Genomic DNA, 13,851 nt, shown 5'->3' with positions numbered 1-13,851 from the left:
TGAAAAATAAATAATTCCTAATTCTTTTATACGCCTTGTGTAACCTGTACACTCTATTTATATTAGGGCATACCAATTATAAACCTTTTTTCTAAACAAAAGGCAAACCAAACTTAACGGACAACTACCCCTAATGAGCCTTTAGCAGGCACGTTGCGGCGTTAACAGAATGGAAAATTTTAACAGCATAGTGTAACTATATGATAAAACTTTTACAATTACTGCATACCGATATGTACAGCCCGGCCAGGGGGGCGCCATAACACAAAATCTTTTTTTTGAGGTGGTTGCCCATGTTATCTCACCAGCATTACGGCCATCCTCAATATATACGATCTTAAAATCAAATATATTAATCAACTAAATCTCAAATCTCATGTTTAAAAGTTTACTCCTTAAAGGAAGAGTGCTGTGCCTGCTACTATGCTGCATGGTATCTTCATTGGTAGTTACGGCCCAAACAAAACACACCGGCCGGGTTACCGGCAGCGACGACAAGCTGCCCGTAGTAGGGGCCACCGTGCGTGTAAAAGGCTCTACTATTGGTACGCAAACAGATGTTAACGGGCAATTTACCCTTAACTTAAGCGCCGGCGATGTGCTGGTAATTTCTTACCTGGGTTACAAATCACAGGAAGTTACAGTGGGTACCGCCGAAACCATCAGCGTGGTTTTACAGGCCGGCAGCAATGCGCTGAACGAAGTAGTGGTTACCGGCTACACCACTCAGCGTAAAAAGGATATTTCCGGTTCGGTTGCAACTGTAAATATTGCAGCTGCCAAATCCGTGCCATCGGTAAGTTCAGAAAGTTTATTGCAGGGCCAGGCAGCTGGTGTTAATGTAGTAACACAGGGTGCGCCGGGTGCAGCTGCACAGGTATTTATTCGTGGTACCAGCAACTTTGGCAACTCGCAGCCTTTGTATGTAATAGATGGTTTGCAATCTACCAACATGTCAAACGTAAACCCCAACGATATCGAGTCGATCTCGGTATTGAAGGATGCCGGCGCCGCAGCCATTTATGGTGTAAGCGGTGGTAACGGTGTGGTTGTGGTAACCACCAAAAAAGGCAAGCAGGGCAAAACGCAAATTTCTTATGATGCCTTTTATGGTACCACCCAGCCGCTGCAGGGCAATGTATTTAATACCTTAAATGCAGATGAGTATGAGCAGTTGCTTAACAAAGTTGCGCCGGACAACCCTTTAATAAAAGGCAATAACGGTAAGATATATGATTATGGTTATCAAAACGGCGCGGGTGCAAAAGGTTATTTTAACCAGGCAGATGCCGCTAACTTTTTACCAAACTACCATTTAGATAACGACCCCGCCTTGGATTACCTGATCCAGAAGTTTGTAAAAGGGCAGGGTACCGATTGGTATCACGAGGTGTTTAAATCGGCACCGATACAGCAGCACACAATAAGCGCAAGCGGCGCAAGCGATAAAAATTCCTACTTCATGTCGTTGGGTTATACCAACCAGCAGGGTACTTTGATCAATACCTATTTTAAGCGGTACCAGGCGCGTGTTAACACCTCATTTAGTGTGAAGGACCACGTACGCGTTGGCGAAAATTTCAGCTTTTTCTATGTGCAGTCGCCAAATGGCGGCGGTGGCTTGGGTAATGGCGGTAACCAAAACGAAGGTAACCCGATCTCAGAAACCTACCGTACGCTTCCTATCATCCCCGTGCGTGACGTAGCCGGCAATTTAGGCGGCACTTATGCCGGTACTGCCGATCTGGGTAACGCACTTAACCCGGTAGGCATACAAGAGCGCCAAAAAACCAACAACACCAACCTTTGGGGTTTACAGGGCACAGCATTTGGCGAGGTTGATTTCTTAAAACATTTAACCGCGCGTACCGCTTTCAGTGCAGATATCGCAAACAGGTACTATTACAACATCGGCTACCGCCAGTATGACAGCGGCGAAGCACACGGCGGTAATAACCAGTACAACGAAGGTTCGTTATACGAAACCAACTATAACTGGAGCAACACGGTAAATTACAAACAGGTTTTTGGTAAGCACAGTATCAATTTGCTGGGCGGTTTTGAGGCAAGAAGCTATAGCCAGCGTTCTATAAACGCATCTACCAACAACCTTTTCTCGCTGGATCCTTTCTTTGCCAGCATTTCGCAGGGTAAGCCAAGTACAACCACCTCTAACAGTGGCTATGGTAACCTTAACAAAGTATTATCATTTTTCGGTCGCTTAGATTATGTATTTAACGATAAATACATTTTAGGCGCCACCATCCGCCGCGATGGTAGTTCGGTATTTTATACCGGCCAAAAATGGGGCACGTTTCCATCCATATCACTGGCCTGGCGTGCATCGCAGGAAGATTTCCTGAAGGATGTTACCTGGATAAACGATCTGAAGATCCGCGGCAGTTACGGTACTTCGGGCTTTAACGGCAACGTAAGGCGTAATACGGCTTATTCTACCTTCGGCACCAGTGCCGGCGGCGCATCTTACCCAATTGATGGTTCTATCAATTCAGTTATTGCCGGTTTCTTCAACAACTCAACCGCTAACCTGGTTACCACCTGGGAGCGGGATAAAGTATTTAACGTAGGCTTTGATGCATCCTTGTTTAACCACATCGATCTGACGGTGGAGTACTACAAGAAAAATGTGGATGGCTTACTGGTGCAGGTTCCGTTGGCAGCAACCGTGGGTGGTTCGCCCTCTACGCCGCCAACCATTAACGTAGGTGCGGTAGAAAACAAGGGGTTTGATATCAGCGCTACCTATCGTGGTAAATCAGGCGGGTTAACCTATAACATTGGCGCAAATATCACTACGGTTAGAAACCGCATCAATAACCTGGGTGCAAGCTTTACTGCAGTAGGTGTGCGTAACGGCCAGGTGGTTAAAAACGATGTTGGCGGCAGCATAGGCCAGTTCTATGGGTATAAAGTGCAGGGTTACTGGAATACCCAGGCAGAGATAGATGCGCTGAATGCATCGGTACCGGCCGGGCCTTTTGGTGCTATCGAGTATCAAACAGCAGCAGCACCGGGCCGTTTCCGTTATGCCGATATTAATGGCGACGGGCGCATAACCGATGCCGACCGTACCTTTATCGGCAACCCCAACCCCGATTTTACTTACGGTGTAAACTTAAATGCCGCATACAAAGGGTTTGATATTGCGGCTGTATTTTACGGCTCGCAGGGTAACGATGTTTATAACTCTATTAAATACTGGACAAACTTTTACGGTTCGCAAACCGGTAACAAAAGCCGCGATCTGTTATACAACGCCTGGGACCCCGCAAAAACACCTGCGCAGAATGCCAGGGCTAAAACACCCATTGCCGAAAACGCAAACAACTTTAGTACAACAGATGCCATCAACTCTTATTACGTAGAGAACGGATCGTTCCTTAAGCTTCGTTCGGTGCAGGTTGGTTATACTTTCGCTCCATCTATGTTAAAAAGCGTTGGGGTTGATAAACTACACGTGTATGTACAGGGTACCAACTTATTTACAATAACTAAATATACCGGTGCAGACCCTGAGTTACAATCAATAGACCAGAACAGTGTGGGTGTTGATTTAGGTAACTATCCAAATAACGAACGCAGGTTTATTTTGGGTGTTAACTTATCATTTTAACGATAACTAACTACGTAAAAAGAATAATAGTTATGAAAAATCTCAAATTAAAAATAATTATACCGGCTGCAGTAGTGCTGTTAGCCTCCTCATACTCTTGTAAGAATTATCTTGATCAGCCGCCTGTTGGCGCGTTATCACCCGAAGCCGTTGCCACCAGGACTGGTGTTGATGCGGTATTGATAGGTGCCTACTCGGTTGTAGACGGTGTTTACGACGGCCAAAAAGGCGACCCATGGCGCTCCGGTACAGACAACTGGATCTACGGCAGTGTAGTAGGCGGCGATGCCTTTAAAGGGTCAAACCCCGGCGATCAGCCCGATGCCGCTACATTAGAGGCCTTTAACTCTACCGGCAGCAACGAGTACCTGGATTCTAAGTGGCGGGTTTGCTATGCGGGTGTGCAGCGCGCAAACGATGTACTGCGTATTTTACCAACAGTTAAAGATGGCTCTATCACCGATGATCAGCAAAAGCAGTTTGTTGCAGAAGCGCGTTTTTTGCGTGGGTTTTTCCATTTTGAGGCTGCAAAGTTATGGAAGAACGTCCCTTATGCCGATGAAACCGTAACCTATCTGGCCAATAACTACAATTTAGCCAATCCCGGCCCCATCTGGGATAAAATAGAAGCTGATTTTAAGGCTGCCGCTGATGCGCTGCCAGAAACCCAGCCGCAGATTGGCCGTGCAAATAAATGGGCTGCATTATCATTTTTGTCAAAAACATTAATGTACGATCATAAATATGCGGATGCTTATACCATTTTAAAGGATATCATCGCGAATGGTAAAACAAGCTCGGGCGCTAAATACCAGCTGGTAAACTATGCCAACAACTTTAACCCGTCAACCAAAAACGGATCTGAGGGGGTGTTTGTAGTGCAAACATCAGTAAAAGATGGTGCAAACGGCTTGAATGGTAACGCAGGTAACGTATTGAATTTCCCGTCTGGCGGGCCTGCAGGCTGCTGCGGTTTCTTCCAGCCTACGTTTGATTTTGTAAACTCGTTTAAAGTAGATGCCAACGGCTTACCGTTAATGGATACCTACCAGAACGATTACATCAAAAACGACCAGGGGGTTAAGGCTGATGATGCTACCTATCTGCCGGGCGATGAAACGGTTGACCCGCGGTTAGATTGGTCTGTTGGCCGCCGTGGTATCCCTTATTTAGACTGGGGTATTTGCCCCGGTGCTGCCTGGGCGCGCGATCAGCCCAACGGAGGCCCTTATCTGCCTATTAAAAATGTTTATTACAAGGCGGCGCAATCAACCACTTCAGATGCTTACGGCGGCTGGGCTGCCAACCAGTCAACAGCAAACAGCTATAATGCCATCAGGTACGCCGATGTGCTTTTATGGGCTGCCGAATGTGCTGTTGAAGCAAATGACCTGGGCGCAGCCGAAGGTTATGTGAACCAGATACGCAACCGTGCAGCAAACCAAAGCGGCTGGGTAAAGGGTAAATTAACCGGTTACACAGGTAACGATGCAACCAAGCCGATTGTAGATAACAACCAGTTTGCGGCTAATTATAAAATTAGCCCATATAACGGGCAGTTTGCAGCCAATGGCCAGGCCTATGCACGTAAAGCCGTTTATTTTGAGCGCAAGCTTGAATTGGGTATGGAAGGCCACCGCTATTTTGACCTATCTCGCTGGGATGGTATCAACGGCGGGCCTGCCGGGAATGGCTTTATGGGTACCGAGATTGAAAAGTACCTTAAAAACACTCGTGACGTAGGCGATAAATTTACTTCGGCGGTAATTAAAGCTGCCAAGTTTACCAGCGGCCGCAACGAGTTTTATCCAATACCGCAGATCCAGATAGATCTAACCAAAGGGGCGCTGAAACAAAACCCCGGTTATTAATCCGCATTGTACTGTTAAAAGAGGGGGAGGTGAGCTGTCTTCCCCTCTTTTTTTATGAATATATTTCTTAATATCGTTGCATGAAGCCCTTTAAATACCTGTTGTTTTTTGTTCTGTTCCCGCTTGTATTTTCATGTAAAAAAGCTACCCTTTTTCAGCTGGTTCCATCATCACACTCGGGTATCAAGTTTAATAACGAGATTGTAGAGAACGATAGCATCAACCCGCTTGATAAACTGAATATTTATAACGGCGGCGGTGTAGGCATAGGCGATTTTAATAACGATGGCCTGCAGGATATTTATTTTATAGGGAATGCGGTACCTAATCGTTTATACCTCAATAAAGGCGATTTTAAATTTGCGGATGTTACCCAAAAGGCCGGTGTTGGCGGTAAAGGCGGCTGGGGGCGTGGCGTTGCCGTTGTAGATATCAATAACGATGGTTTAAAGGATATTTACGTGTGTAACACTTTGCTTAATGATTCGGTTAAGCGCTTAAACCTGCTTTATATAAACCAGGGAGTAAAAGATGGCGTGCCTGTATTTAAGGAAGCTTCCAAAGCATACGGCCTCGATATAAATGTGCACTCTACCATGGCCTCGTTTTTTGATTATGATAACGATGGCGACCTGGATATGTACCTCACTGTTAACGAGGCGCAGTCAACAGATAATACAAGCGCTTTCAGGCCGCTTATAAAAGATGGTACCGCGCGCAATACCGGCAGGCTGTACCGTAACGATTATAATCCCGCTTTAAAGCACGGCGTTTACCAAAACGTATCCAAACAAGCCGGTATAACGATAGAAGGTTACGGCCACGCAGCAAGCATCGCCGATTTTAACCGGGATGGCTGGAAAGACATTTACGTAACCAACGATTTTTTACCCAGCAATATCCTTTACATCAATAACCACGACGGCACATTTACCGACCGGTCGCAGGAGTACTTTAAGCATACCGCTACCAGCGCCATGGGGCAGGATGTGCAGGATATTAATAATGACGGCCTTGCCGATGTTTTTGAGCTGGATATGGACCCGGAGGATAACTATCGTAAAAAGATGTTTATGCCGGCCAACGCCTATCAGCTATACCTAAATTTTGATACTTATGGCTATCAGTACCAATACAATCATAACACTTTACAGATAAACCAGGGCCCGCGTTTAGGGCAAAACGATTCGGTAGGGGTGCCTATATACAGTGAAACCGCTTTTTTAAGCGGTGTAGCCCAAACAGACTGGAGCTGGGGGCCTATGATAACAGATTTTGATAACGATGGTTACCGGGATATTGTGGTTACCAACGGCTATCCGCGCGATGTTACCGATCATGATTTTATCGCCTTTCGTAACGATGCCTATTCTATTGCCACCAAGCAGCAGATCCTGCAGCAGATCCCTATCGTAAAGATCCCTAACTATGCCTTCCATAACGGCGGTAACCTGCAGTTTGAGGATGTTACCAAAAGCTGGGGGATGGATGTGGCATCATTTTCTAACGGGGCGGCCTACGCGGATCTGGATAACGACGGCGCTATGGATATGGTGATCAATAACATTGACGACGAACCTTTTTTATATAAAAATACCGCCCGCCGCCACGATGAACAAAATAACCATTTTTTACAGATACAGTTTAAGGGCGGCCCGCAAAATAAAGATGGCATTGGCGCCTGGGCCGATATTTATTATAACCATGGCCAGCACCAGGTTTATGAAAATACGCCCTTTCGCGGGTATCTTTCTACCATACAAAACATTGCCCATTTTGGGCTGGGCAAAATTACGCTTGTAGATTCTGTTATCATCAGGTGGCAAAACGGCAGGCAGCAAAAGCTTAACCACGTAAAGGCCGACCAGGTGCTGAAGGTTGATATAGCCCATGCCGTGGATAATTACACATTCGGTACCCCGACTGTAAATAACGCGGCTATGTTTAGCGAAGTTACCGCAGCCAAAGGCATCACCTATAAGCATAATGATATTGATTTTGCCGATTTTAACATCCAAAAGCTTATCCCGCATAAATTATCAGAATACGCACCGGCTGTTGCCGTGGGTGATGTTGACGGTAACGGGTTTGATGATATGGTGGTAGGCGGTACCGCTAAATACCCTGCGCAACTATTATTGCAGCAGGCAAACGGCAAGTTTACACAACGCAGCCTGTTACCTGCAGCCGCAAGCTTAACCGGTAAATTTAAAGATGAAGGCCTTTTATTGTTTGATGCCGACGGCGATGGCGACCTTGACCTGTATGCAGCCAGCGGCGGTTACGAAGACGCATCGGGCTCCGCATCCTACCAGGACAGGGTTTACGTTAATGATGGCAAGGGTAACTTTACACTGCAGCCTAACGCCCTGCCTGCAAACTTTACCAGTAAATTATGTGTAAAAGCGGTTGATTATAATAAGGATGGCACGCTGGATCTGTTTGTATCCGGCAGGGTAGACCCCTGGAACTACCCCAAACCCGTATCGAGCTTTATATTAAGGAATGACAGTAAAAAAGGGCTGCTTAAGTTTACAGATGTTACACCAACCGTAGCCAAAGGGTTGCATAACCTGGGGCTGGTTTGCGATGCATCCTTTACAGATTATGATAACGATGGCTGGCCCGACCTGGTTATTACCGGCGAATGGATGCCGGTAACTTTTATGAAGAACGACCACGGTGTATTTAAAAACGCTACCGCCAATACCGGCATAGCCGATAAACTGGGCTGGTGGAACACCATTGCAGGCGGCGATTTTGACCACGACGGCGATATAGATTATATTGTTGGCAACACCGGCCTGAATACTTTTTACAAAGCTACAGATGAATACCCGGTGTACATTACCGCAAAGGATTTTGATACGAATGACAGCTATGATGCTATCCCGTCGGTGTTTTTAAAAGACCAGAAAGGGGCTATGCGGGAATACCCGGCAAACACACGCGACGATATGGTGAAGCAGATCATCAGCCTGCGCGTTAAGTTTCAGAATTATAAATCATACGCAGTAGCAACAATGGATAGCGTGATAACGCCCGAAATGCGCAAGGGCGCCCTCCGGCTTAAAGCAAACGAGCTTCGGTCCTGCTATTTACGTAACGATGGCAAAGGTAAATTTACGCTGATGCCCTTACCCGTACAGGCGCAGATCTCGCAGTTATCGGGTATTCTGATAGATGATTTTAATGCCGATGGCAACCTGGATGTAGCACTGAATGGCAACGACTACGGCACCGAGGTTACCACCGGCCGTTATGATGCCTTTAACGGGCTGTTACTAAAAGGCGATGGTAAGGGCGGCTTTAAACCGCTTACCATTATGCAAAGCGGTATTTACATCCCGGGCAACGGCAAGGCGCTGGTGAAGCTGCGCGGCGCCGGGGGTAGCTACCTGGTGGCTGCCACACAGTTTAAAGGCGCCATGAAGGTTTTTGAACTTAAAAAACAGGTGCGTACCGTAGCCCTGCAACCGCTGGATATGTTTGCAACTATCAAATATAAAACCGGCAAAACCGGTAAAAAGGAATTTTATAATGGTGAATCTTTTTTGTCGCAATCGGGCAGATTTTTTAATATTGATGCTACAATGGCATCGGTTACCGTTACAGATAATACCGGCCACACCAGGAATATACCTTTAAACTGATTTTTATTAGCCGATAACCATGAGAAACTTTAAGGTTTTAACTGCACTTATATTTTGTTTGCTGGCCATAAGCTGTAAGCAAAAGCAAAAGGCAGCGCTTAAAAGTGATGCCGATGTATTGCATCAAAATGTAGACCAGTTAACCCAGGTAATAATTTACGATGTATTTAGCCCCCCGGTGGCAAGCCGTATTTATGGGTACACTTCGCTTGCTGCCTATGAGGCTATGCGTTTTCAGGACCCGAGATACAGATCGATAGTTAGCCAGCTAAATGGTTTTAAAACGATGCCCGTACCTAAAAAAGGGTTAATGTATAATTATGCGCTGGCGGCTACCAAGGCATTTTTTACAGTTGCACATAAAGTTACTTTTTCTGTAGATACCTTAAAAAGGTATGAGGACAAAGTATTTGCCATGTATAAGGATAACCTGGACGATTCTACCTTTGCGCGTTCTGTAGCTTTTGGAGAGCAGGTAGGGAAGGGCGTACTGGCCCGTGCAAAGTTTGATAATTATGCCAAAACAAGGGGTAAGCCCCGTTTTTTGGGGAGCAGCGATAACGGCAAATGGCACCCAACCGCCCCAGATTATTTAGATGGTGTGGAGTTTTGCTGGGGTACGATGGAAACCTTTGTTGTTAAATCGTCGTCGGATTTTGCATTGCCGCCGCCGCCCGCCTACAGCGAAGATAAAAACAGCGAATATTTTAAGCAAAACCTGGAGGTGTACGAGCAAAGTAAAAAGCTAACACCCGAGCAGATAACCATTGCCAAATTTTGGGATGATAACCCCTTTGTGATCCAGCATAACGGGCACATGATGTTTGTAAATAAAAAGATAACCCCCGGCGGCCATTGGATTGGCATTACGGCCATTGCCTGCAAAAAAACCAAGGCCGATGCGGTAAAAACAGCGCAGGCCTACGCCTTAACATCTATTGCCCTGTATGATGCCTTTATATGCGGCTGGCAGGTTAAATACACTACAGAATACATTCGCCCCGTTACGGTGATAAATGATAAGATAGACCATACCTGGCTGCCCTATTTGCAAACACCGCCATTCCCCGAGTACCCAAGCGGCCACAGCGATATCAGCGGCGCCTCGGCGGTGATACTAACTCATCTTTTTGGCGATGATTTTGAGTACGACGATACCAGCGATCTGCGCTATATTGGCATGCAGCGCCATTTTAAATCATTCCTTAAAGCGGCAGACGAAACCTCCATCAGCAGGTTTTACGGGGGCATTCATTACAAAAACAGTGTAGACCAGGGCGCTAAACAAGGCCGCCGGATTGGTGAATTTATCTGGAATACGCTAAAACTGCAAAACTAATATCCGGAGTTATCTATAGGTTATGAAACTAAAGCGCACCTTTATATTTTCTTCTTTTTTATTATCGGGAGTTGCCTTATTATCATTAAGCACGGCATTGGATGGCTGTAAAAGTAAAAGCGCGGCAAATTACCAGCTAACCGGTAACGTGATAGCCGATGGCGAACACCTGGTAAAATTGCATTGTACCAAATGCCATTCGCTTGTGCCTGCCGGTGCGCTAACTAAAAATGTATGGCGCATGCATATCCTGCCGGATATGGCAGCTTACCTGGGCATCGGTACCTACGGCCCATCATTTTATAAAGAGCCCAAAGATACAGCCGGTATCTCTATTGTACACTGGCAGGCCATAGTTGATTACTACAACAAAATTGCGCCCGATACCCTGCTACCGGCCAGGCACCCTGTTGAACTACAGGCAGACTGGGCAGGGTTCACGCTTAAAAAATCTGCCCAAACAATAGATATTGCCTTTACCACACTGGTAGCCGCTAACCCGGCAACCGGGAATATTTACACCAGCGACCTGGTAGCCAACACCCTTACCGAGTGGGATAAGCAGCTTAATGTAAGCAAGGTTACCGGCTTGCCATCGGCGGCAGTAAATGCAAACTTTGGTACGGATGCAGGCGGTAAGCCCAACGTGCTGTTATCCTGCATCGGCCGGATAGATCCTGTTGATTTTGCGAACGGTAAAATATATGGTGCCAACCTAGGCCAGGCCAAACTTACAACCGGCGAAGTGGCTATTGACCTGCCCCGGCCGGTACAAACCCTTAGTGTTGATATGGATAAGGATGGGCAAAAGGATTTGATTGTTTTGGGCCAGGGATATAAAAAGGGGGGTGTTTATTTAATTAAGTTAGATGCCGGCGGTAAAGCCGCAAAGCAGTTTACCATAACAGACAGGCCGGGGGCGGTGCAGGCCGTATCGCAGGATTTTAATAAGGACGGTTACCCGGACCTGATGGTGCTGTTTGGCGCCATTGATGAAGGCCTGGTGCTGTTTTTAAACAACAAAAAGGGAGACTTTACCAGCCGGCAGTTGCTGCGTTTCCCGCCGGTGTATGGTTCTACAAGTTTCCAGCTGGCTGATCTGGATCATGACGGTAACGCCGAACTGATCTATACCTGCGGCTATAATTTTAGGGATTCGCGCATCCTGAAGCCTTATCATGGGTTGTATATTTATAAAAACACAGGCAACTATCATTTTAAACAAACCTGGTTTTACCCTATAAACGGCGCAACCAAAGCCATCGCTGCTGATTTTGATCAGGATGGCGACCCGGATATTGCTGCCATTGCCTTTTTTGCCGATATGAAGAATAACCCCGCCGAGGAGTTTATATATTTTGAGCAGGATAAACCCATGCAATTTAAACCGCACGCGGTACCGGTTAGCCAATACGGCCGCTGGATGAATATGGATGTAAACGATGTGAATAAAGATGGCAAGCCGGATATTATACTGGGCAACTATGCAAGCGGCTTTTTATTCCAGCCAAATTTTGCACCGGCCTGGGATGAGCATCAGCCGTTTATTGTGTTAGAGAATCACATCAAAAAATAGCAGGTTAAAGTTTATTTCTTTTTCAGATATTCGGTTAACCTGGCGATCTCATCAGGGTATATGCCAATATGGTGGGTATGTATCATCACCGGTTTTTGCTGATTTACAATTGCTTTGGATGGTAAGGCTGGCATGTGGCAGGATATGCATTTGGCCTGCAATATTTTGGCATCAAGCTGATTAGCCATTTTACAAACAATATTATGGCCGGTACTGCTATGGCAGCTTTGACAGCGCCGGGCAAATAACTGTGCACTGCCGCGTTCATTCCGGTGGGTATTATGGCAGGTATTGCAATCCATTTTGCTGCTGATGTAGCATTTGCTGGTTTTAAGCATGTCCAGTTGGTCGCCGTGTACATCCATATGGGCAAGGTCTAAGGGCCCGGCGTTGGGTTCGTGTTTTTTGTAATCGGTAAGTTTATCGCCCGGCGTAAAACCAAAAATCGATTTTGAATTAATAGTTTGCGTGCCCGAATGGCAGGTGCCGCAAAGATCTGTTTTTTGCCCGCGGGTTAATTTACTTATCCGGATAATGTATTTTGCGGTTTTAACTGTGGGGTTAGCCGTTTGGAAATCTGCATGCTGTTTAGCGCTCCCGTGGCAGCGTTCGCAATCAATACCCAGTATTACCGATGCCTTGTCAAAGCCAATAGCGTTACCGCCAAAGCTAGGTACTAGTCCCTGTTCTGTCTTGGCGTACGAAGCGTGGCATTCCATGCAGCGGATGTTGATCATCCTGTCGAAACTGGCAATGGTGGTATCGTAACCCGGGCTTACTATCCAGCGGTTATTGGTGTTATCAAAAGATACAGGGAGCTGAAATAGTTCGTTCTGTTTCCAATACAAATAAGTTTCGCCTTTAACGCCACCCATGGCAATATCTATCCGGGCACTTTCTACCTTTTGGCCGTTCACAAAATTGGTTTGGTAATAACCGCTATCGGCAGTGGTCATTAACAATTTGGTGTGGTTGTTATAAATTACACTGTTAAACCCCGGCGAAAAGCTGCCGTGGATACTTTGTGCTGATGCAGGTGAAGAGGCGATATTATGCGCTGTATGCAGGTAGGAGCCGGCAATACTGCTGTGGCAGCTGATACAAGTTTTAGCCCCCGCGTAAGCCGCGCCGCGTGGGTCGGTAATTTCTTTTTTAGTACTTAAGCACTGCGTTAAGATAATCACCAGCGGGAACAGAAAAAGTGGTAACAGCAGCAACTTCCGTTTACACATAGCGCTTATTGGTTTATAAACCTAAGTATAGCAAATATTAGCCAAATTACTGCCTAATATGCCTTTTTTGTTTTGAATGAGTTTAAACTAAGTGCTTGTAAAATATATTGTAAAAAATATACTACTATGCATTGCATTGTACTATGTATTGTTTAACTTTGTTTTCAATTTAAAAAGATATGAAACAGCGCAATAAAAAAGTAGGTTTATTTACCATAGCATTAGTAATGCTTATGGGGACATTTGGCTGCAAAGGAGGCAAAACAACCACCATTGTAAACAGAACAGACAGCGAATCGCAAAAGATCAAATACTCTGGCCAGATAGTGTTTACAAAAGATGGAGCCGGCATCGAGCACATCTCAGATGGCGGGTATCTGGAGTTTGAACAAAATGGCCGCGAGTTTAAAGCCGAAGAGGATAAAAAGGGCCACATTACTTACGCGTTTAACGGCGATAGTAAAATAACTACCCTAAGTAATGAGCAACAGGCTTTTGTTGCCACAGCGATAAAGCAAATTGTTAAAACTAAAGCTAAACTGTAAT

General features: G+C 45.9%; 7 protein-coding genes. 6 read left to right on the top strand and 1 reads right to left on the bottom strand.

Going from position 1 to position 13,851, the window contains the following annotated elements:
* Positions 1-376: 376 nt before the first annotated feature.
* The 5 genes from E2R65_RS02435 to E2R65_RS02415 all read left to right on the top strand — a co-directional run bounded on the left by E2R65_RS02435 (position 377) and on the right by E2R65_RS02415 (position 12,073).
* A complete protein-coding gene (locus tag E2R65_RS02435; RefSeq protein ID WP_134334878.1) occupies positions 377-3,634 on the top strand; it encodes a SusC/RagA family TonB-linked outer membrane protein in 3,258 nt (1,085 codons plus the stop codon).
* A 32-nt stretch (positions 3,635-3,666) separates the two neighbouring features.
* Entirely contained in the window at positions 3,667-5,505 is a 1,839-nt protein-coding gene (locus E2R65_RS02430; protein WP_134334877.1) for a RagB/SusD family nutrient uptake outer membrane protein, read from the top strand.
* Positions 5,506-5,585: 80 nt separating this feature from the next.
* Positions 5,586-9,158: a VCBS repeat-containing protein gene (locus E2R65_RS02425; RefSeq protein WP_134334876.1), complete on the top strand. Its 3,573-nt coding sequence runs from the start codon at positions 5,586-5,588 to the stop codon at positions 9,156-9,158.
* Between the two features lie 19 nt (positions 9,159-9,177).
* Positions 9,178-10,497 carry a vanadium-dependent haloperoxidase gene (locus E2R65_RS02420; protein WP_134334875.1) on the top strand — a complete coding sequence of 440 codons (1,320 nt, stop codon included), beginning with the start codon at positions 9,178-9,180 and terminating at the stop codon, positions 10,495-10,497.
* Between the two features lie 22 nt (positions 10,498-10,519).
* On the top strand, positions 10,520-12,073 hold the full coding sequence (locus E2R65_RS02415; protein ID WP_134334874.1) for an FG-GAP repeat domain-containing protein: 1,554 nt from the start codon (positions 10,520-10,522) through the stop codon (positions 12,071-12,073).
* A gap of 11 nt (positions 12,074-12,084) precedes the next feature.
* Here the strand turns inward: E2R65_RS02415 and E2R65_RS02410 are convergent, their stop codons facing one another.
* Positions 12,085-13,305 carry a multiheme c-type cytochrome gene (locus tag E2R65_RS02410; protein ID WP_134334873.1) on the bottom strand — a complete coding sequence of 407 codons (1,221 nt, stop codon included), beginning with the start codon at positions 13,303-13,305 and terminating at the stop codon, positions 12,085-12,087.
* 179 nt (positions 13,306-13,484) lie between these two features.
* On the opposite strand from E2R65_RS02410, the gene E2R65_RS02405 reads away from it, so the two are divergent.
* Positions 13,485-13,850 (top strand): hypothetical protein, encoded by a 366-nt coding sequence (locus E2R65_RS02405; RefSeq protein WP_134334872.1) that lies wholly within the window; start codon positions 13,485-13,487, stop codon positions 13,848-13,850.
* Position 13,851 lies beyond the last annotated feature (1 nt).

The organism is Mucilaginibacter phyllosphaerae, assembly GCF_004378255.1.
Taxonomy (GTDB): Bacteria; Bacteroidota; Bacteroidia; order Sphingobacteriales; family Sphingobacteriaceae; genus Mucilaginibacter; species Mucilaginibacter phyllosphaerae.
The sequence above is the reverse complement of the archived record's forward strand: the minus strand, read 5'-3'. Positions and strand labels throughout refer to the sequence as shown.

Bases quoted from the DNA above. Each gene is read 5' to 3' on its own strand.
- E2R65_RS02430 (WP_134334877.1), top strand. From the start codon at position 3,667: ATGAAAAATCTCAAATTAAAAATAATTATACCGGCTGCAGTAGTGCTG.
- E2R65_RS02420 (WP_134334875.1), top strand. From the start codon at position 9,178: ATGAGAAACTTTAAGGTTTTAACTGCACTTATATTTTGTTTGCTGGCC.
- E2R65_RS02405 (WP_134334872.1), top strand. From the start codon at position 13,485: ATGAAACAGCGCAATAAAAAAGTAGGTTTATTTACCATAGCATTAGTA.
- E2R65_RS02425 (WP_134334876.1), top strand. From the start codon at position 5,586: ATGAAGCCCTTTAAATACCTGTTGTTTTTTGTTCTGTTCCCGCTTGTA.
- E2R65_RS02435 (WP_134334878.1), top strand. From the start codon at position 377: ATGTTTAAAAGTTTACTCCTTAAAGGAAGAGTGCTGTGCCTGCTACTA.
- E2R65_RS02415 (WP_134334874.1), top strand. From the start codon at position 10,520: ATGAAACTAAAGCGCACCTTTATATTTTCTTCTTTTTTATTATCGGGA.
- E2R65_RS02410 (WP_134334873.1), bottom strand. From the start codon at position 13,305: ATGTGTAAACGGAAGTTGCTGCTGTTACCACTTTTTCTGTTCCCGCTG.